Source organism: Paenibacillus sp. FSL F4-0243 (assembly GCF_037963295.1).
Classification (GTDB): Bacteria; Bacillota; Bacilli; order Paenibacillales; family Paenibacillaceae; genus Paenibacillus_AQ.
In genome coordinates this window covers 6,946,516-6,965,501 of sequence record NZ_CP150151.1, presented here as the reverse complement: position 1 = coordinate 6,965,501, position 18,986 = coordinate 6,946,516, and the positions used below count along the sequence as shown (strand labels likewise).

Genomic DNA, 18,986 nt, shown 5'->3' with positions numbered 1-18,986 from the left:
AGACTGTCACTCCTTTAAATCTTCCAAATGTGGCATCAGCCATGAAGTGGAAATGTCGAAGAAAATAGGTTGGTGCTGATATTTATCCCCAGTAGGCAATATGAAGAGACAAAAAAATATGGATAAATTTGATTTGTTCACAACTTTATCCACAGCTTGTTGATAATTAAGAGAACAAACAAATCTATTCACATTCAAAAGTAATACCATCATAGCAAAACGCCCCTTATTTTTCAATGAGCAGGGCTATTTTATCCACAAATTCAAGCACTTGTGTACAATTATTAGGAACACCACTACATATTGTTGATAATTTGTTTACGGTTCGACACTTTACGCCAAAGCTTCGATAATTTTATACACAGGTTGTGCTCATCTGTGAGTAGTCGACTTTATTTTTTGATCACAGGTGGATAACTGTCATATCTTGTGGATTACTTTTTTTCTAATGGGAGTTGTGGATAAGCGGCTTGAATTAGAGGGAGGGTCTGGAGCCAGCAGTAGGTTGACTTTTGCGCATAAAATATGTTTAAATATATAAAGGTGTTTTCTGTAAGGATATGTCTCGATAATTAAATGATGATTCATGTAGATACTGTCCCTACTATAAGGACGGCTTAGACCGTTTCTGCTTATATGACAGTAATTAAGTTCCTGTAAGGGAGGTGCAATTATGAGACCGACATTTAGACCAAATGTGAGCAAACGCAAGAAGGTTCACGGTTTCCGTAAAAGAATGAGCACGAAAAACGGCCGTAAAGTGCTGGCAGCTCGCCGCTTGAAAGGCAGAAAAGTTTTGAGTGCGTAAGTTAGGCCACTAAGGGACCACTCCGGTGGTCTTTTTTTACTGCTTTTTATTATTATTTGCTCTGCAAACGACTAGGATCTCGCTTAATGCGCTAGCTACACTTTGCGGGGCTATTTAACGTATATACAGAATTATTTTGTGAGAAGTTGAGAATATTTTTCTTTCTATAATATAGAAGGGAAATTTCGGCGTTGTAGTCGCGGTCGTTTATGGCGACATCCAAATGACTATACTATTAGAAGAAAAAAATTCGGAAGGATACTTTTAACCGGATTTATGAAGGAGATTCCCGTGCACAAAAAGTTACGATTACGAAACCGTGCCGACTTCAGTCGTGTATATCGCCATGGGAAGTCATTTGCGAATCATCAATTTGTAGTGTATTGGTTTAGCAAAAAAGAGGTAGAGCGATTTAGAGTTGGGGTATCGGTCAGTAAAAAGGTTGGAAACGCGGTTGTCCGTAACCGAATGAGAAGATTGGTGAAGGAAATCGTCCGTCATCATGAACCTGAAATTGCAGGTGGACTCGATATGGTGTTTATCGTAAGAAAAGGAGCGCTTTCCATGGAATACGCAGAGCTCGAAAAAAGCGTGCTGCATGTACTGCGCAAAGCCAAGCTACTCAAGGCTTCCCGCAAATAAAGGACGCATAAGAGGCTTGTTTATTTGTATTCATAATTATGGTATGATTTACGGTGGAATGGAATGTTCAAGAGAGGGGTTTTGAAGTGTCTCTAATGAAGACTAGACGGGGAAAATGGTTTCTCCTCATCACAGTGATGGTGTTGTCGTTAGCTGTTCTGTCGGGATGCGCTCCGTCAGCTGCTGTTACGCACACTACGGAGGATTTAAAGAATGGAGGCTTCTGGCAAAGTAATGTAGTGTATTATTTCGCCATTGCCTTGGACAAGTTTGCTGATTGGTTTAACGGAGAATATGGTTTAGCCGTACTTGTGATGGTTATTATTGTCCGCACGTTGATTCTTCCGCTTACGATTAAACAGGTGAAGAGCTCGCGGGCAATGCAAGCCATTCAACCGGAACTCCAAAAGATCCAGAAAAAATATAAAGACACACCTGAAAAGGTGCAGCAAGAAACGATGCGTTTGTTCCAAGAGAATAAGGTTAATCCAATGGCGGGTTGTTTACCGCTGATCGTACAAATGCCTATCTTTATCGCTCTCTACAACTCGATCTACTATAATCCACATCTACGGGAGCACTCCTTCTTATGGCTGGAGCTAGGTAAGCCGGATCATCTGTTTATCTTACCAGTGCTTGCAGCATTAACAACATTTATACAAACTAGAATGATGACTAAAATGAACCCGATGCAACAACAAGGGCCAATGCAGTTCATGATGATGATCTATCCAGTTCTGATTTTCGTTATGTCCTACAACTTCCCAGCAGCCTTGCCGCTATACTGGGTTTACAGTAACATTTACACTATTGTTCAGAACTATTTCTTATATCGCAACAACGATAAACATAAATTGGCAATCGCAAGTGCTGTGAAAAGTACAGATGACTCAACTGCTGTGAAGAGCAAAGGCGGCAGTAAAGCATCGAAGGGAGCCAAAAAGTCAAAATGAGCAAAGTCGTCGCAACAGGGAAAACCATTGAAGAAGCTGTAGAACGGGGACTAACCCAGCTTGGAGTTCAAAAGGACCGGGTAACGGTCAACGTACTTGAGCAGCCATCAAGAGGATTCCTGGGATTGATCGGTGCGAAAGGTGCCAAGGTTGAGTTAACCTTGATAGCCGAAGCCGCACCGGCATCAGCGGCGAGTGCTCCGTCACTGCCTCAGCAGTCAACAAGAGAGAGCAAACAGGAGGCTAACGGCGGTGTGCCACGCCAAGATTCCGGACAACCGGTGGAGGAAGCTTACCAAGAAGCCGTTCATTTCATTGTGGATGTCGCTAAGAGCATGGGGCTCGAAGTGGAAGTCGAAATCGTCCACACTAAGGAATCCACGATTCTGCAGATATCAGGTCCAGATTTGGGACTTTTGATTGGTAGAAGAGGACAAACTCTCGATGCTCTGCAGTATTTGGCTAATATCGTAGCTAATCGTTACTCCGACAGTTTTATACGGCTTGTGCTAGATGCGGAGAACTTCCGTGAGCGGCGTAAAAAAACTCTCGAAGAGCTGGCTGATCGTTTAGCCAGTCGTGTCATTCGGACTCGTAAAGAGGTAGTACTGGAACCGATGTCACCTCAGGAACGGAAAATTATTCACTCCAGATTACAGGATCATCGGCAAGTGAATACCCTTAGTAAGGGCGAAGAGCCAAATCGCCGCGTCGTTATAACTTTGAAGTAAAGACTATATGATGCAATGACTCCTTGACCAATGTAAGGGGTCATTGCTTTTTTAACAATATAAGACCGTTTATGATCAAAAAAATATAGGTTTTGGGGTGAAAAACAGCATGCTTAGTGACACCATTGCTGCCGTATCGACGGCATTAGGCGAGGGAGGAATTGCTATTATTCGGGTAAGTGGCCCTCAGGCTATTTCCCAAGTGGCGCCTTTGTTTCGTAGCCGAGTTCCGTTAACTGAAGCGGAATCGCATACCGTTCATTATGGGCATATCGTTAGTCCGGATAACGGAGAGAAGATGGAAGAAGTACTTGTAACCGTAATGAAGGGCCCACGTTCTTTTACGACCGAGGATGTAGTAGAGATCAGTGCTCATGGGGGTGTAATTTCTGTAAGAAGGGTGATGGACTTACTTCTTCAGCAGGAGATAAGGTTAGCCGAGCCGGGTGAGTTCACCAAGCGTGCTTTCTTGGGTGGACGTATTGATTTATCACAGGCTGAGGCGGTTATTGATCTCATTCGCTCGAAGTCGGATCGTGCGTTTTCTGTGGCTTTAAAGCAGGTTAGTGGATCCTTGTCGGATCGAATTCATGCTTTGCGCCATACACTTATTGAGATGCTGGCTCATATCGAAGTGAATATAGATTATCCAGAGCATGATGTAGAATCCATGACAGCTGAATTTATTAAAGATAAAAGCAGTGAAGTGATGGAAGGAATCACAAAGCTTCTTAAGACTTCTAATGAAGGAAAAATTCTTCGTGAGGGGATAACGACAGCTATAGTTGGTCGTCCCAATGTTGGTAAATCTTCTTTATTAAACGCGTTAGCACGTGATAACAAAGCGATTGTAACAGATATTCCTGGAACAACACGTGATGTCATCGAAGAATATATAACGATAAACAACATTCCGCTTAAGCTGCTTGATACCGCGGGAATTCGTGAAACGATGGACGTAGTGGAGAAGATTGGCGTAGAACGTTCCAAGGCGGCAGTTAGTGATGCGGATCTGATTCTACTTGTGCTAAATGCTAACGAAGAGCTGCATGAGGACGAATTGGCATTGATGGAACAAATCCACGGTAGACAATGCCTAGTGATCATGAATAAAATGGACTTACCGCCCAAACTGGATAAGGATAAGTTGCTCTCGTTCTTTGAGGAGTCCAACATCGTACCGATGTCTGTTCTGGAAGAGGAAGGTCTAGACAAACTTGAAGATGCCATTTCGACACTCTTTTTTGGTGGAAAGCTGGAATCGGGTGACTTGACATATGTAAGTAATGTGAGACATATTGCACTGCTTAAAAAAGCCTATAAATCACTACAGGATGCATACGATGCGGCGGAACAGTATATTCCAATTGATATGATTCAAATTGATGTACGGCTAGCATGGGAACAACTCGGTGAAATTATTGGCGATACGGCAGCGGACTCGTTGTTAGATCAAATATTCTCACAATTTTGTTTAGGAAAATAGGTTTTACGTTTTAATATAACATTTAGGGGGAAACAGGACATGAGTTATGATGGAGGCAACTATGACGTAATCGTCATTGGCGCCGGTCATGCCGGTTGCGAAGCAGCTCTAGCGTCAGCACGAATGGGCTGCAGCACGTTGATGATCACAATTAACCTGGATATGGTTGCATTCATGCCCTGCAATCCGTCCATAGGCGGACCTGCCAAAGGACATGTGGTGCGTGAGATTGATGCGCTAGGCGGAGAAATGGGCCGTAATATAGATAAGACTTTTATTCAGCTTCGTATGCTTAACACAGGGAAGGGACCTGCGGTACATGCATTGCGTGCACAAGCTGATAAGTTCTTGTACCAACATACAATGAAGGAAACGATGGAGAAAACGCCTAATTTGACGCTTCGTCAAGGGATGGTTGAGCGTTTAATCGTTGAGGATGGACGTTGTGCAGGTGTAGTTACGAAGACAGGAACAGAATACCATAGTAAGACAGTTATCCTGACTACAGGTACTTACCTGCGTGGTAAAGTGATCATGGGTGAACTGACATATGAGAGTGGACCTAACAATCAGCAGCCATCAGTGAAGCTGTCTGAGAATTTGCGGGAGCTTGGTTTTGAATTGGTGCGTTTTAAGACAGGTACACCTCCACGTGTACATCGCGATACGATCGATTTCTCGAAGACAGAAATTCAACCCGGCGACGATGAGCCTAAATTCTTTTCGTTTGAAACGAAATCATCGAACAATGAACAGCTTCCTTGTTGGTTAACTTATACCTCTGAGGTTACTCATCAGATTATTAATGACAACCTTCATCGTGCGCCGATGTTTACGGGTATTATTGAAGGAACAGGTCCACGTTATTGCCCATCTATTGAAGATAAAGTAGTAAGATTTAGTGATAAATCTAAGCATCAGATCTTTTTAGAGCCAGAAGGAAAAAATACATCGGAATACTATGTACAAGGTCTGTCGACTAGTCTTCCTGAGGATGTACAGCTAGCGATTCTGCGTTCCATCCCTGGTATGGAAAAGGTAGAGATGATGCGTAACGGCTATGCTATTGAATATGATGCAATGGTTCCTACACAGCTATGGCCATCTCTTGAAACTAAACGTCTACCAGGTCTTTTCACTGCTGGACAAATCAATGGTACTTCCGGTTATGAAGAAGCCGCTGGCCAAGGTGTAATGGCTGGAATTAATGCAGCGCGCAAAGTGCAAGACAAAGAACCTGTAATCTTAGATCGTTCACAGGGATACATTGGTGTACTCATTGATGATCTGGTGACTAAGGGCACTAATGAACCTTACCGTCTGCTTACTTCACGTGCAGAATATCGTTTGTTGCTTCGCCATGATAATGCAGATCTAAGACTTACACCTATCGGTTATGACATTGGTTTGATTACGCAGGAACGTTTCGATAACTTCACGGATAAAAAAGAACGGGTGGAGCGTGAAATTGTTCGTCTGCAAGAGACAAAGGTTAAACCTGTTGAGGTAAATCATGTACTAGCACAATATGAATCGGCACCTATTGTTGACGGCAGTAATTTACTTGTTCTGATGCGGCGTCCAGAGCTTGTATATAGTTTCGTGGATCAAGTCTCGCCATCACCGGAAATGCTGGATGCAGAAATGAAGGAGCAAGTAGAAATCCAAATCAAATATGCCGGATATATTGAAAAACAGCTTCAACATGTGGAGCGCTTGCAAAAGATGGAGAAGAAGAAAATTCCAGATGACATTAATTATAATGAAATCCATGGATTAGCGATGGAAGCGCGGCAGAAGCTGACTAAGATCCGTCCAATCTCTATCGGGCAGGCCTCTCGGATCGCGGGAGTCACACCTGCGGACATTTCTATTCTCCTCGTATATCTCGAGCATTACAACCGGGTAACCGCGGCGAAAGGATAATCTATGGATAATACGGAAGTTCAATTCACACAGCTTTTACAAGAAAGAGGCATTACACTTACAGCAGAACAATTGGAGCAATTCGATCTTTACTATAAGGAACTCGTATCCTGGAATGAAAAAATGAATCTCACTGGAATAACAGAGCGTGAGCAGGTTTACACGAAACATTTTTATGATTCGATCTCTCTAGCCTTTTTCCTTAATATCAATGAGATAAACAATTTGGCAGATATCGGTTCGGGAGCCGGGTTTCCAGGCATTCCGCTTAAGATTTGTTTTCCACATTTGAAACTTACGATCATTGATTCATTAAGTAAAAGAATCTCTTTTCTGCAGCATGTCTGTACTACGTTGAAATTAACTGATGTGCAATTGATTCATGGGCGTGCGGAGGATATTGCCCGGCAATTCAAGTATCGTGACGCCTATGATTTGGTGACTGCGCGTGCGGTGGCAAGATTATCCTTGTTGAATGAGTTTTGTCTTCCTTTCACACGTAAGGATGGAGTTTTCGCTGCCATGAAGGGAAGCGATCCATCAGAAGAATTAAGTGAGGCGAAGTACAGCTTAAAAGAGCTTCGTGCTCAACTTGGTAAAGTAGAGTCGTTCAGCTTGCCTGTGGAAGAGTCGGCGCGACATATTGTCATTATTCGTAAGACAGGTGCCACTCCTGCTAAGTACCCACGAAAAGCGGGAATTCCTGCCAAAACACCACTTATCAAATAATGTTTCACGTGAAACATTATAGATTGGTAAATATATTTAAGGTCATTCTCATTTTAGAGGATGACCTTTTTTTGAGTGGAATTGCGATAACGATCTCAAATAAACTTTAATTAAAAGATAAACTAAATTGATATGTTTATTAAGCGGCTATCATTATGAAAATGCAGGAAAAATAGGTCTTTACGGAGAATATGATTATGTAGAGAAAAGTGATAGAATAGCATAGTAGACTTTTAATTTTGTATATAACTCCTTCTCTGTACTCTTGTTCGAAAGAAGGAGAGATTATGATGCCTGATAGCTGCAGGCCATTTCATAATATCAGAATGTTTTTTATTGCTGTACGATACGCTTTCCGAGAAGAAGGTCAAGAAGATCGTACTATAACGAAATTAGGTGGTTATGAACGGAATGAAAGAACAATTTACCAAGCTATTTGGATTTACCGAGCGGAGCAGCGGAGAAGAAATTAAACAAATACCAGTTCATGAGGTCATTAGCAGTCCTTACCAACCACGGACGATATTCGATGACGACAAGATCGATGAGTTGTGCCAGACGATTAAAACTCATGGGGTCATTCAACCCATAGTTGTACGCATGCGAGATTCCGTGTACGAGATCATCGCAGGTGAACGACGCTGGCGTGCGGTCAAAAAGCTTGGTTTAGAGACGATTCCAGCCATTGTTCGTGAATTCAATGATTCACAAGCCGCATCTATTGCGCTTATAGAAAACTTACAGCGTGAGGGCTTGACCTCTATTGAAGAAGCTGTTGCTTATCAAAAGTTAATTGATCTTCATCAATTGACGCAAGAAAGCTTAGCACAACGACTAGGTAAAAGTCAGTCTACCATAGCTAATAAAATTCGCTTACTTAATTTACCTGAAGAGGTTAAGACGGCATTAATGGAGCGTCAGATTTCTGAAAGGCATGCACGTTCATTATTATCACTCGATAGTGTGGAGATGCAACTGAAAGTGTTGGCAGAAATCATTTCAAAAGGCTTAAATGTTAAACAAACAGAAGCTCGTATTGCTTTCTACAAACAAGTCTCACAAACTAAAAAATCAAAGCGGGTCTCCTATACCAAGGATGTTCGTCTAGCTCTTAATACAATTCGTCAATCTATTGATATGGTGTCAGGCTCAGGGATGGAAATCAAAACGTCAGAAAATGACCGTGGTGACCATTACGAGATTGTAATCCAAATCCCCAAAAGATAAATTGTTTCAAAAGCTAAAGGCGGCCTTGAGGTGATTGGCCGCCTTTGGTGTGGCTAGAACCGGGATGTGTTGGCCAGGCCTGTAAAAGTTCCAGTATATAATAGTTGTCTATATTCTTCATAAAGTGTGACGCTATCTCAGCATCAGGAACATTTGTACTTGCGATCTACGAGAAGATTCTTCCTAACTATTCGAGGTGAAATAAGTGTCCAAGATTATTGCCATAGCAAATCAAAAAGGCGGTGTCGGTAAAACAACAACCTCCGTGAACCTAGGTGCCGGTATGGCTACATTAGGAAAAAGAGTGCTTCTAGTTGATATCGATCCTCAAGGTAACACTACTAGCGGCGTTGGCGTCAACAAGGCGGACGTGGCGAATTGTATATATGACATTCTTATAAATGAGGTAAATCCTCTAGAAACCATACTGGAAACTCAAAATGAAGGACTGCATATCATTCCGGCGACCATTCAATTAGCGGGTGCGGAAATCGAGTTAGTATCGACGATTTCCAGAGAGCTAAAGCTAAAAAAGGCGCTGAATGCGGTTAAAAACAATTATGATTATATCATCATCGATTGTCCTCCTTCACTTGGCATTTTAACAATCAATTCCCTTACTGCAGCGGATTCGGTAATCATCCCGATCCAGTGTGAATATTATGCGCTTGAGGGTTTGAGTCAGCTCTTAAACACCGTTCGTCTGGTGCAAAAAAATCTCAACCCGCATCTGAAGATAGAGGGAGTATTATTGACTATGCTTGATGCCCGGACCAATCTGGGAATTCAAGTGATAGAAGAGGTTAAGAAGTATTTCCAAGAAAAAGTATATCGAACGATTATCCCTCGGAATGTCCGGTTAAGTGAAGCGCCGTCACATGGACAATCCATTATTACTTATGATCCTCGCTCTAAAGGAGCGGAAGTGTATTTAGAGTTGGCAAAGGAAGTGATTTCTTATGAGTAAACGATTAGGAAAAGGTCTGGATGCGCTAATTCCATCTTTATCAATTAATGAAGATGATAAGGTAGTTGAGATCCCTTTAGCTCAACTTCGGGCTAATCCATATCAACCGCGCAAAGACTTTAATGAAGAGGCCATTCAAGAACTAGCAGAATCGATCAGACAACATGGCGTGATTCAGCCGATCATTGTTCGTAGCGTATTGAAGGGGTATGAGATCATTGCCGGCGAACGCAGATTCCGTGCCTCGCAGTATTGTGGCAAAGCTACAATTCCAGCAGTCGTTAGAAATCTTAGTGATCAGCAAGTCATGGAGATTGCATTAATCGAGAACTTGCAACGTGAGAACCTAAATGCAATGGAAATTGCAGTGGCTTACCAAGGCTTAATGGATCAGTTTTCACTCACGCAGGAAGAACTCTCGCTTAAGGTAGGAAAGTCCAGATCTCATATCGCCAACTTCCTGAGATTGCTTTCTTTACCTGAAGAAGTAAAAGAATATGTTTCACGTGGAACAATGTCAATGGGGCATGCGCGGGCAATTGTTGCTTTAAAGGATCCAGAAGTAATTAAACAACTGGCCGAACAATGCGTGGAACAACAGTGGAGTGTAAGAGAGTTAGAAGAAACAGTGAAGAACTTGGACCGAAAACCTACTAATGGAGTTAAAGTCAAAGTTATTAAACGTGATCCCTATATTGATAATGTAGAGGAAGTATTGCGTGAACGTTTTAAAACAACGGTGAAAATAAAACAGGGTAAGGAAAAAGGGAAGATTGAACTGAATTACTACAGTGCTCAGGATTTAGAAAGATTGTTGGAATTATTGGGTAACTAAATGGGTATCTATGCCAAGAACATATCCTGAGATATCCTTAATCGGATAATTAGGGGTATGTTTTTTTGAATAAGTTGATTAAAAAAGGGTAATAGACGAGGAGCGAGGTTATGGAAGACTTCGTATATCTGGATCATGCAGCTACTTCCTGGCCTAAACCACCAGAGGTTGCAGCTGCGATGATGAATGCTCTGCAGTCAGGAGCGAATGCTGGTAGAGGTAATTACTCGCTAGCGATAGGAAGCGGTCGAGTGTTAGTAAGGACACGGAGTGTGCTGGCGGGATTGTTCGGTGTATCTAATGCGCAAGATATAGCTTTTACCCATAATACTACGATGAGTTTGAATATGGCGATCAGAGGGACGCTTAAAGCGGGAGATCACGTGATTTCAACGATGACAGAACACAATTCTGTGAGACGGCCGCTGGAATACTTGCGTAAGACACTTGGGATAAAAGTTGACTATTTAAAAGTGGATCGTGAAGGGCAATTGGATTTAAAAGAACTCAAAAATGCTTTCCAGCCGAATACCAAAATGGTGATCTGCAATCACAGCTCCAATTTACTAGGGAGTATACTCCCTATCGGTGATATTGGTGATATCGTTAAATCGCATGGTGCTGTGTTTCTAGTGGATGCAGCTCAAAGTGCAGGCTCAATTGATATTGATGTTAAAAAAATGAATATCGACTTATTGGCATTTCCGGGGCATAAAGGGCTACTTGGACCACAAGGAACCGGCGGGCTTTATATATCACCTGATTTGGATCTTGAACCCTTAATGCATGGAGGAACGGGGAGTCAATCTGAAAATAGTGAACAGCCCTCTGTTCGTCCAGATCGGTATGAAGCGGGGACGCAAAATACGGTAGGGATTGCCGGTTTACTAGCAGGTGTTCAAAAGGTACAATCTTTAGGGACGAAAGTTATCCATGAGAGTGAATGGACATTAACTCAAAAGCTAATGGAAGGGTTGTCCAACATCCCAGGCATTAGAATATTAGGACCCTCTCTAGGGGCGCCGAGAACTGGCATTGTATCTTTTGTGGTAGATGGAGAAGAATCGGCGAATATTGCTCACCGTCTAGATCGTGATTATAAAATAGCGGTCAGAGCGGGTATGCATTGTACCCCTTTGGCACATAAGGCGGTTGACACGCTAGAGAGTGGTGCTGTTCGGGCGAGTGTAGGTGTAGATACGACAGAGCATAATATAAGCAGAATGCTGGCTGCTATGGATGAGTTATATGGCAATGCCCGCAGCAGATGAATAAAAAGGATGGTCCATTCATGTCTGAATTAAATCAATTAATTAGTGAGCAGTTGCAGTGGTTTGTGTTTGGTTTTACAGTAATTATGTTAGGGCTGATAATCACTGTGATCGCCCAGGGGGCTAAGCTGCGTGCTATGCGGCGTAAATATGAGGCCATGATGGCTGGGAGCGGTGTGGAGGATCTGGAAGGCCTTCTAATTGATCTGAAGAACCAAAGCGACATGCTGGAAGAAGAACAACGTGAGCAAAAAACCGTATTAGAAGCAACTCAAACTAGAATGCGTGGCATGAAGTCCAATATTGCGCTGAAGCGTTATAATGCCTTTGGTGAACGTGGCAATGATCTGAGTTTCTCAGTCGCTATACTGGATGACAACAGTAGTGGTATTGTATTAACCAGTCTTCATAATCGTGAGAATTCTTACATTTACTCTAAACCTATGCAGAATGGCGAATCACAATATGTCTTATCACCTGAAGAAAAAGAAGTAGTTACTCTCGCGTTGCAGCGGACCTAGCATGAAGATTCCATTGCTTTAAGGCAGAATATAGACTCGTAGCTATAATATCAGATAATCGCATAACTAAACTTAATCGCGTGTTCTGTAATACAAAATACTCCATAAAGCCGCCGACATTAACGATTCCTGTCAAATGGATATCACCTACCGGCGGCAATTGTTTATTTACGCCAGCACCTGGCCTCAAAGGCCCTTCAACGACTTGGATGCATCCCACACTAGTAGAGTGACCTAAACAAGCATCTATACCGATGATAAAGGGGTTACTATATCTTTCGTTGATTAGGGATAGAGTTTCCTCAAGGTTAACGGCATGGACAGGCTCCTCAAGAGTTCCATATAAATGAAACAACGGACTATGAAAACGCGACAATGCAGTGCCAACAAGAGGGCCAAGAGAGTCTCCTGTGGATCGGTCCGTACCTACACAAATGACGACAATCTGTGTTTCCGGGCGTGTACGTGCAAAGTGAAACAGTAGCCGGTGAGTAATAGCAGAATAGATATCGGGATCGGTATGTGATATTTTTAAACAGGACGTTTCTTGCGCTGATGTAGCTTTGGATGAAAAATTCATACCATCTTCCTTTCTGAAGCTGATTCTATTTGATGGTATCTAGTATATGGATAGAAGAGGGGTTTTATACTACAGCGGCAAGAGATAGGACGATAAACCTATGGGAGGCGTAACGTATATGCAGGAAGAGATGTTGATCGCGTTTGACTCTACCCAGCAGGCGCTTCGTGCTGAAATGCTGCTTGAGTATGCGGAAATTGAAATTGATATATTTCCAACCCCGAAAGAGATCACGGCAGGATGCGCGATATCGATACAGTTTTATCAAAGTGCACTGGAAGAGGTACAAAGGATAGTAACGGAACAGAATATCGAAATACGCGGTATCTACGGAAAACACAACGAGAACTACATACTGATTGAGAGGTAGGGAGGACTATACAATATGAATAGGTGGATATTAGAGGCTACTACTCCCGGTGATGCTGTAAAAGATGCCTTGCGTTTTAAAGATAAGGTGTGGAATTGGTTTACCGATGCTGATATGTGGGCAAATGTTTTATTCTCAGGACTACGAATTCTTATTATTTTTCTCTTAACTAGGGTCATTATTAAGATTGTTTCTAATATTATTGATCGTTCGCTTGAACGTAAAACCGGTGGCAGAATTCTGTCTAACACACGAAGGTTTACTACGGTAGGGGAATTGATGAAAAATGTAGTAACGGTTATCTGTAATTTTGTGATGATCATGCTCGTTCTTTCAGAGTTCCACTTCGATTTAGCACCCTTGTTGGCCGGAGCGGGTGTACTTGGTCTGGCAGTAGGTTTTGGAGCACAAAGTCTGGTGAAGGATGTTATTACAGGGTTCTTTATTATTTTGGAGGACCAATTTGCAGTTGGTGATGTAATTCAGACAGGTACTTATAAAGGGACTGTAGAATTAATCGGATTGCGAACAACAAGACTGTTAAGTGCAACCGGAGAAGTATTTATTATCCCTAATGGACTAATTACGAATGTGACGAACTATTCTCTTTCCAATGCATTGGCTGTAGTTGATGTTCCTGTTAAAATGGAGCGAAGCTTGGAAGTCACGTTAGGATTAATTGGCGAGGCGCTAAAAGGAATAGAACAGCGTAACTTCAATGTGCTTGCTTACCCTAATGTGCTCGGAATACAGTCCATGAGTACCTCGGAATATGTGATTCGTATAGCTGCCAGCTGTGCTCCTAATGCAAGAGATGCAGCGGAGAGACAAATTCAAAACGACATAAAGCAGGCATTAGAGAAACAGAGCATGCTGGAACTGGCTCAAGCTGAAGAAGAAGCACGTAAGAAGGCAGAGGCAGAGGCGAAGGCTCAAATAGATCTTGCAAAAACAGAACATGCACTAGAAGTTACAGGGTCGGCAAGCACTGGATCAAGACGGCAAATCGCAGCTACACAAGAAGGAGAAGAGGGGGAAGAATAGTGGAACGTAAAGTTTTTCAGCTTGGGGATATAGTGCAAATGAAGAAGCAGCATCCTTGTGGATCTAATGAGATGGAAATCATTCGCATGGGGATGGATATCCGAATTAAATGTACAGGCTGTCAGCATAGTGTTCTGATTCCCCGTGCTAAATTCGAGAAGAATATGAAGAAGGTACTGCGCTCTGCGGAGGAAAATACAGACAATAATTAAGCTTGCAAATGGCATGTCTGCATGATACAATTATTTTTGCTGCGGAGAGGTACCCAAGAGGCCCAAGGGGGCTGACTCGAAATCAGTTAGGCGTGTCAAAGCGTGCGTGGGTTCGAATCCCACCCTCTCCGCCACTTCAGCATATATAACATTTAATGAATCCTTCGTTCCTGTAACGGAGGTTTTTTTGTGTCTATAATAGCCGATATACAGGATAATATATAACGCAAAAAGAAGGGCCCTTTCGGGTCCTTCTTCAGGAGGCAGTACATCAATGATGTTTGGAATTTCTCTGTTTATAGCGACTAAAGTGATTTAGGCGTTGCTGAGGCTAATGCTTTTTTAAGGCAATAACCCACTACTCTTCCCAGCTTACAATAGATGCTGAATCAGATCTCCTGTGATTGTGTTCGTCTACGACGGCCAACGGAACCACACCTCTCTTTTGTACTGCCTGAGTATAGTATGTGTAATGTCGGTTTTTTTATACACATTTATTTTTAAAATATTTTTGAATTAGTGGACCCGTGCTTTTTCAACCTTTTTCCACTTTCGATTTTTGTTGGTGGTCTCAGGGAAGGTGTCCCCTTTTTCCATTTTAATGTGCTGTGGATTCGAAATCTCAGTATGGAAGCTTCGCGCTTCGCCTACCTCTGTGTACATGCCTGGATTAGGGGCCTTGTCGCCTTCTTCATATTCCGTTTTCTCACCCATCATTATTCCTCCTTTTTTAGTGTAGATGAATTCGTAATTATTGTGCGCAGGTAGTGATTTTTTCATGTAAAAAGAGGGGGAGGAGTTGTCCTGTATTAATATTGCTTGCACTCTGCTGTTCATTTTGGTATATTAATCAGGTGCGAGTCTATGTTTGTGCTCGTTCCTTGCTCCTGACGTGATTAGGGGCCTCAGACCATAAGGAGGTGAAAATTATGCGCAAATATGAAGTGATGTACATTATTCGTCCTGACATTGAACAAGAAGCCGTTCAAGCAGCAGTCGATAAATTCCAAGGCATCATCTCCAATGGCGGGGAAATTACAAAGCACGAAGTGCAAGGTAAACGCCGTCTTGCGTATGAGATCAAGAAATTCCGTGATGGCGTTTATGTTTTGGTTAACTTCAATGCAGAACCTGCAGTAGTTACTGAATTAGAACGTCTTATGAAGATTTCTGACGAAGTTATTCGTTATCTCATTACGAACGACGTTGCTTAAGATCTTGACAAGCTTTGTAATGAATCGCTCTAAAGGAGGGGACCAGAATTGTTGAACCGTATCATTTTGATCGGACGGTTGACCCGTGACCCGGAACTTCGTTATACTCCCGCTGGTGTTGCCGTAACGCAATTTACGCTAGCCGTAGATCGTAACTTTACGGGCCAGAACGGTGAACGTGAGGCAGACTTCATCCCGGTTGTAACCTGGAGACAGCTAGCAGAAACCTGTGCCAATTACTTGCGCAAAGGTCGTCTGACAGCAGTGGAAGGACGCATCCAAGTGCGGAATTATGAGAATAACGAAGGCAAACGTGTATACGTAACTGAAGTTATTGCTGATAATGTTCGTTTCCTGGAATCTTCACAGAGCCGTGAAGGTGGAAATACTTCAAGTGGTGCAAGTAGTATGCCTGAAGAGCCAGCATATGGTGGCGGTGGTAACGCTGGACGCGGAAATAACAACAATAATTTCTCGCGTAACAACAATACTCAAGATCCTTTTTCGGGCGATGGTAAACCGATTGATATATCGGATGATGATTTGCCATTTTAATTAGGAAGGACTGAAAAGAATATGGCTTTTAAACCAAGAGAAGGCGCCGACAACGACAAAAGACCGGCACGTCGTGGTGGACGCAACAAGCGTAAAAAAGTTTGCTTTTTCACTGTGAACAAGATTACTCACATTGATTATAAAGATACCGAACTTCTTAAGAAGTTCATCAGCGAACGTGGAAAGATTTTGCCACGTCGTGTAACAGGTACAAGTGCAAAATACCAACGCGCTCTTACCATTGCTGTAAAACGCTCGCGTCAAATCGCGTTGCTTCCTTACACAACGGAATAGGACGTTTTATAAAAGCAGTCGGGAAACCGGCTGCTTTTTTTGTATGCAAAAAAGGAAGCATTAATAGTAGGGTAAGCATGAAATCGAATTATTTGGGCGTTGAATCGTTTGACGTTGGCACTTTATTATGTTAAATTACAGCTATCCTATAACTAAAGGGGAAATTTTGATGTCGGTGACCGTTCTTAACTAGCAATTTCATAACACTTGATTAGGAAGGCTTTAGCAGGCTCGTCATTAGGCGATTACGTGCTCTATTTGAGTTCGTATTACGCAGCAGTCTGTTGTTCCTTACGGGTGGATGATTTAGTTAAGAACACACGAAGCGTCAAATGGCCTCTTTACGGCTGTTGTTCTCTTTGTAATTAACCGTGCTCTTATTGCACGGTTTTTTTGTTTTTCGGCACCTGTTCTCATTTCGGGGCCTTAGGACGATAGAGGGCATCAGTATAAAAAGAAGGGCAAGGACTGCCATAGTGGCATTCTTTGCCCTTCTTTGCGTTATGGAGAATTAAGTCCAAACCAATAGAGATTTGAAGGAGGATTTGCTGTGAATTTACAAAGTCTAAACACGCTGGAATACGAAATCATTAAAACAGAGCTTGGGCGCCACGCAGTATCTTATGTAGGAAAAAAAGCTGTAGAAGAGCTTATGCCAATGACCTATTTGCCGACGATTCAAAGAGCAATGGAGGAAACTTCTGAAGCTAAAGAACTGCTGGAACGAGGATCGAGTGTACCCATTCCTTCATTAGAAGGCATTGAGTGGATCATGTCATTAATGGGGACTGGATATTTGTACAGTGAGCAAGATTTCACTGCGATTGCTACATTTCTTAAGAGCTGTAGTCAACTGCGCAAATATATGGCCTCTAAAGAACAGAGCGCTCCACGGATTGCTGCATATGCATCCTCGTTGATGGAGTTAAATCACGTGAGGGAGGCTATTGATCGTTGTATCCGTTTTGGTGCGATTGATGATGGAGCAAGTAAGGGTTTAGAGCGAGTTCGTAAACGGATTGTAGTGGCTAAAGAACGTCTTCATAAAAAAATCGACGGAATTATGTCACGCCATCAATCGATTTTGCAGGAGAATATTTATAGTCAGCGAGGTGGGCGTTACGTTATCCCCGTAAAACGGGAATATCATAAACAAATAAAAGGATCAGTGCTTGATCAATCCACAAGTGGACAGACGGTGTTTATTGAACCAGACGAGATCGCCGCTCTCCAAATTGAGCTTGATTTACTTTTGGGTGAAGAGGCGCGAGAAGAAGCCGTAATCCTCAGCATGCTGACTAGCTTGGTAGAACAGGAACAGGCTGCCCTGCACCTTAATATTGAGGCTACGGGCACGTATGATTTTATTTTTGCTAAAGCTAAATATGCACGAACGCTGGGGGCATCTTCTGTTACGCTGAATGCGAAAGGCTTTCTAAAGATGAATGGAGGCAGGCATCCCATGCTGAAGGGGATGATTCCGATCAATCTGGAGGTAGGTAAGGGGTATAAATCCCTCATCATTACAGGCCCAAATACAGGTGGTAAAACTGTGGTCCTTAAGACACTAGGGCTGCTGACGATCATGGCTCAATCAGGGCTGTTGATTCCGGTCGAGGAGGGCAGCGAATTCACTATTTTTACGGATGTAATCGGTGTAATTGGCGACGGACAAAGTCTGGCACAATCCCTCAGCACATTCTCGGCGCAAATGAAGAGTATTGAGGGAATGCTGAGAGATGCATCTAAGGGGGTGCTGCTGCTCATTGACGAGCTGGCGGCTGGTACGGATCCCGGGGAGGGCATTGCGCTCTCTATCGCGATTCTGGAAGAGCTGAGCCGTAAAGGGGCGAATATTATTGTTACTACACATTTTAATGAGCTAAAAGCCTTTGCAGCCGCAACGACGGGCTTTCAAAATGCGCGAATGGAATTTGATAAAGAAACGCTACAGCCGTTGTATCGATTGACGATTGGAGAAGCGGGGGAAAGTTACGCTCTGCAGATAGCTAAAAAGCTGGGGATAGAGGATAACATTATTAAGAGATCATGGGAAATCGTAGAGGCGCAGCAACAAAGGCTACAGAAAGGCAGCGGAGAGGCATGGGGAAGTCTTTTCAGCAAAGAAGATGGAGAGCAAGAGTATGCTGCACTTCCAGTAGAGGAACATAGCAACGCAGAAGAAGAAGCCACTTCATCTGACCGCAGCAAGGAGAAGTTGATTCAATTTGAAATTGGAGATGCAGTTGTGGTAACGTCACTCGGCCGGACAGGGATCGTTTATGAGAAGAGAGATCATTTAGGAATGGTTGGGGTGATGATCCAGAAACAAAAAATGAAAATTAACCATAAGCGGTTGAAGCCCTATCTTTCAAAAGAAGAGCTATACCCGGAGGAATATGACTTTGATATTATTTTTGAGAGTAAGGATACACGTAAAAAGCGCAAGCTGATGCAGCGTAAACATGTTGAGGGTTTAACGATTACGCACAGAGATGAAGAATAGATTCAATGAAGATCTGTCCACGAGACAGGTCTTTTTTTATAGATATAACGAAATAAGTGAATTTCAAGCAGGAGTAAAGGCCTAGGGCTTAGAAGTTATTGTAACCACCATAAAA

At 42.7% G+C, this 18,986-nt stretch carries 21 protein-coding genes and 1 tRNA gene; 20 read left to right on the top strand and 2 right to left on the bottom strand.

Annotation, left to right across the window (positions count from 1 at the left end):
- Nucleotides 1–673 precede the first annotated feature (673 nt).
- The 12 genes from rpmH to NSS87_RS30785 all read left to right on the top strand — a co-directional run bounded on the left by rpmH (nucleotide 674) and on the right by NSS87_RS30785 (nucleotide 12,096).
- Nucleotides 674–808 (top strand): 50S ribosomal protein L34, encoded by a 135-nt coding sequence (gene rpmH, locus NSS87_RS30840; protein ID WP_039295761.1) that lies wholly within the window; start codon nucleotides 674–676, stop codon nucleotides 806–808.
- Nucleotides 809–1,099: 291 nt separating this feature from the next.
- Nucleotides 1,100–1,450, top strand: coding sequence for a ribonuclease P protein component (gene rnpA / locus NSS87_RS30835; RefSeq protein WP_042193070.1), 351 nt, complete (start codon nucleotides 1,100–1,102; stop codon nucleotides 1,448–1,450).
- Between the two features lie 86 nt (nucleotides 1,451–1,536).
- On the top strand, nucleotides 1,537–2,403 hold the full coding sequence (locus NSS87_RS30830; RefSeq protein ID WP_042193068.1) for a YidC/Oxa1 family membrane protein insertase: 867 nt from the start codon (nucleotides 1,537–1,539) through the stop codon (nucleotides 2,401–2,403).
- Nucleotides 2,400–3,134: an RNA-binding cell elongation regulator Jag/EloR gene (gene jag, locus NSS87_RS30825; protein ID WP_042193066.1), complete on the top strand. Its 735-nt coding sequence runs from the start codon at nucleotides 2,400–2,402 to the stop codon at nucleotides 3,132–3,134. The genes NSS87_RS30830 and jag overlap by 4 nt, the downstream gene beginning before the upstream one ends.
- Nucleotides 3,135–3,243: 109 nt before the next feature.
- Complete coding sequence (gene mnmE, locus NSS87_RS30820) at nucleotides 3,244–4,620, top strand: tRNA uridine-5-carboxymethylaminomethyl(34) synthesis GTPase MnmE (RefSeq protein ID WP_042193063.1); 1,377 nt, start codon at nucleotides 3,244–3,246, stop codon at nucleotides 4,618–4,620.
- A 39-nt stretch (nucleotides 4,621–4,659) separates the two neighbouring features.
- Complete coding sequence (gene mnmG / locus NSS87_RS30815; protein ID WP_042193060.1) at nucleotides 4,660–6,546, top strand: tRNA uridine-5-carboxymethylaminomethyl(34) synthesis enzyme MnmG; 1,887 nt, start codon at nucleotides 4,660–4,662, stop codon at nucleotides 6,544–6,546.
- A 3-nt stretch (nucleotides 6,547–6,549) separates the two neighbouring features.
- Nucleotides 6,550–7,275 (top strand): 16S rRNA (guanine(527)-N(7))-methyltransferase RsmG, encoded by a 726-nt coding sequence (gene rsmG, locus NSS87_RS30810; RefSeq protein ID WP_339244160.1) that lies wholly within the window; start codon nucleotides 6,550–6,552, stop codon nucleotides 7,273–7,275.
- Between the two features lie 411 nt (nucleotides 7,276–7,686).
- Nucleotides 7,687–8,502, top strand: coding sequence for a nucleoid occlusion protein (gene noc, locus NSS87_RS30805; protein WP_076285062.1), 816 nt, complete (start codon nucleotides 7,687–7,689; stop codon nucleotides 8,500–8,502).
- A 205-nt stretch (nucleotides 8,503–8,707) separates the two neighbouring features.
- A complete protein-coding gene (locus NSS87_RS30800; protein WP_042131728.1) occupies nucleotides 8,708–9,469 on the top strand; it encodes an AAA family ATPase in 762 nt (253 codons plus the stop codon).
- Complete coding sequence (locus NSS87_RS30795) at nucleotides 9,462–10,304, top strand: ParB/RepB/Spo0J family partition protein (protein WP_149644927.1); 843 nt, start codon at nucleotides 9,462–9,464, stop codon at nucleotides 10,302–10,304. Before NSS87_RS30800 ends, NSS87_RS30795 begins: the two co-directional genes overlap by 8 nt.
- A 110-nt stretch (nucleotides 10,305–10,414) precedes the next feature.
- Nucleotides 10,415–11,575 carry an aminotransferase class V-fold PLP-dependent enzyme gene (locus tag NSS87_RS30790; protein ID WP_339244156.1) on the top strand — a complete coding sequence of 387 codons (1,161 nt, stop codon included), beginning with the start codon at nucleotides 10,415–10,417 and terminating at the stop codon, nucleotides 11,573–11,575.
- A gap of 20 nt (nucleotides 11,576–11,595) precedes the next feature.
- On the top strand, nucleotides 11,596–12,096 hold the full coding sequence (locus NSS87_RS30785; protein ID WP_339244154.1) for a DUF4446 family protein: 501 nt from the start codon (nucleotides 11,596–11,598) through the stop codon (nucleotides 12,094–12,096).
- On the opposite strand, the gene yyaC is transcribed toward NSS87_RS30785, so the two are convergent.
- Nucleotides 12,071–12,676, bottom strand: coding sequence for a spore protease YyaC (yyaC, locus tag NSS87_RS30780; RefSeq protein ID WP_042131724.1), 606 nt, complete (start codon nucleotides 12,674–12,676; stop codon nucleotides 12,071–12,073). The genes NSS87_RS30785 and yyaC overlap by 26 nt on opposite strands.
- Before the next feature lie 118 nt (nucleotides 12,677–12,794).
- On the opposite strand from yyaC, the gene NSS87_RS30775 reads away from it, so the two are divergent.
- The 4 genes from NSS87_RS30775 (at nucleotide 12,795) to NSS87_RS30760 (ending at nucleotide 14,436) form a co-directional block, all read left to right on the top strand.
- The gene (locus tag NSS87_RS30775; protein WP_042193047.1) at nucleotides 12,795–13,046 is read left to right on the top strand and encodes a DUF3343 domain-containing protein; all 252 of its coding nucleotides are present in this window, start codon (nucleotides 12,795–12,797) and stop codon (nucleotides 13,044–13,046) included.
- A 15-nt stretch (nucleotides 13,047–13,061) separates the two neighbouring features.
- Complete coding sequence (locus NSS87_RS30770; RefSeq protein ID WP_339244153.1) at nucleotides 13,062–14,090, top strand: mechanosensitive ion channel domain-containing protein; 1,029 nt, start codon at nucleotides 13,062–13,064, stop codon at nucleotides 14,088–14,090.
- The gene (locus NSS87_RS30765; RefSeq protein ID WP_042193044.1) at nucleotides 14,090–14,302 is read left to right on the top strand and encodes a DUF951 domain-containing protein; all 213 of its coding nucleotides are present in this window, start codon (nucleotides 14,090–14,092) and stop codon (nucleotides 14,300–14,302) included. Before NSS87_RS30770 ends, NSS87_RS30765 begins: the two co-directional genes overlap by 1 nt.
- A 43-nt stretch (nucleotides 14,303–14,345) precedes the next feature.
- Nucleotides 14,346–14,436, top strand: a tRNA-Ser gene (locus NSS87_RS30760).
- Between the two features lie 382 nt (nucleotides 14,437–14,818).
- Here NSS87_RS30760 and NSS87_RS30755 read toward each other — a convergent pair.
- Nucleotides 14,819–15,016, bottom strand: coding sequence for a YjzC family protein (locus NSS87_RS30755; RefSeq protein WP_042131720.1), 198 nt, complete (start codon nucleotides 15,014–15,016; stop codon nucleotides 14,819–14,821).
- A gap of 215 nt (nucleotides 15,017–15,231) precedes the next feature.
- Here NSS87_RS30755 and rpsF point away from each other — a divergent pair, with 215 nt between their 5' ends.
- The 4 genes from rpsF to NSS87_RS30735 all read left to right on the top strand — a co-directional run bounded on the left by rpsF (nucleotide 15,232) and on the right by NSS87_RS30735 (nucleotide 18,871).
- Nucleotides 15,232–15,516, top strand: a complete 285-nt coding sequence (rpsF, locus tag NSS87_RS30750; RefSeq protein ID WP_036677776.1) for a 30S ribosomal protein S6 — start codon at nucleotides 15,232–15,234, stop codon at nucleotides 15,514–15,516.
- Between the two features lie 48 nt (nucleotides 15,517–15,564).
- Nucleotides 15,565–16,071, top strand: a complete 507-nt coding sequence (ssb, locus tag NSS87_RS30745; RefSeq protein WP_036677780.1) for a single-stranded DNA-binding protein — start codon at nucleotides 15,565–15,567, stop codon at nucleotides 16,069–16,071.
- 21 nt (nucleotides 16,072–16,092) lie between these two features.
- Entirely contained in the window at nucleotides 16,093–16,365 is a 273-nt protein-coding gene (rpsR, locus tag NSS87_RS30740) for a 30S ribosomal protein S18 (RefSeq protein WP_036651767.1), read from the top strand.
- A 550-nt stretch (nucleotides 16,366–16,915) separates the two neighbouring features.
- On the top strand, nucleotides 16,916–18,871 hold the full coding sequence (locus NSS87_RS30735; RefSeq protein ID WP_339244150.1) for a DNA mismatch repair protein MutS: 1,956 nt from the start codon (nucleotides 16,916–16,918) through the stop codon (nucleotides 18,869–18,871).
- Nucleotides 18,872–18,986: the final 115 nt, after the last annotated feature.

Coding starts and splice junctions, on each gene's coding strand:
- rpmH (WP_039295761.1), top strand. CDS start 674: ATGAGACCGACATTTAGACCAAATGTGAGCAAACGCAAGAAGGTTCAC.
- jag (WP_042193066.1), top strand. CDS start 2,400: ATGAGCAAAGTCGTCGCAACAGGGAAAACCATTGAAGAAGCTGTAGAA.
- mnmE (WP_042193063.1), top strand. CDS start 3,244: ATGCTTAGTGACACCATTGCTGCCGTATCGACGGCATTAGGCGAGGGA.
- mnmG (WP_042193060.1), top strand. CDS start 4,660: ATGAGTTATGATGGAGGCAACTATGACGTAATCGTCATTGGCGCCGGT.
- rsmG (WP_339244160.1), top strand. CDS start 6,550: ATGGATAATACGGAAGTTCAATTCACACAGCTTTTACAAGAAAGAGGC.
- noc (WP_076285062.1), top strand. CDS start 7,687: ATGAAAGAACAATTTACCAAGCTATTTGGATTTACCGAGCGGAGCAGC.
- NSS87_RS30795 (WP_149644927.1), top strand. CDS start 9,462: ATGAGTAAACGATTAGGAAAAGGTCTGGATGCGCTAATTCCATCTTTA.
- NSS87_RS30790 (WP_339244156.1), top strand. CDS start 10,415: ATGGAAGACTTCGTATATCTGGATCATGCAGCTACTTCCTGGCCTAAA.
- NSS87_RS30785 (WP_339244154.1), top strand. CDS start 11,596: ATGTCTGAATTAAATCAATTAATTAGTGAGCAGTTGCAGTGGTTTGTG.
- yyaC (WP_042131724.1), bottom strand. CDS start 12,676: ATGAATTTTTCATCCAAAGCTACATCAGCGCAAGAAACGTCCTGTTTA.
- NSS87_RS30775 (WP_042193047.1), top strand. CDS start 12,795: ATGCAGGAAGAGATGTTGATCGCGTTTGACTCTACCCAGCAGGCGCTT.
- NSS87_RS30770 (WP_339244153.1), top strand. CDS start 13,062: ATGAATAGGTGGATATTAGAGGCTACTACTCCCGGTGATGCTGTAAAA.
- NSS87_RS30755 (WP_042131720.1), bottom strand. CDS start 15,016: ATGGGTGAGAAAACGGAATATGAAGAAGGCGACAAGGCCCCTAATCCA.
- rpsF (WP_036677776.1), top strand. CDS start 15,232: ATGCGCAAATATGAAGTGATGTACATTATTCGTCCTGACATTGAACAA.
- rpsR (WP_036651767.1), top strand. CDS start 16,093: ATGGCTTTTAAACCAAGAGAAGGCGCCGACAACGACAAAAGACCGGCA.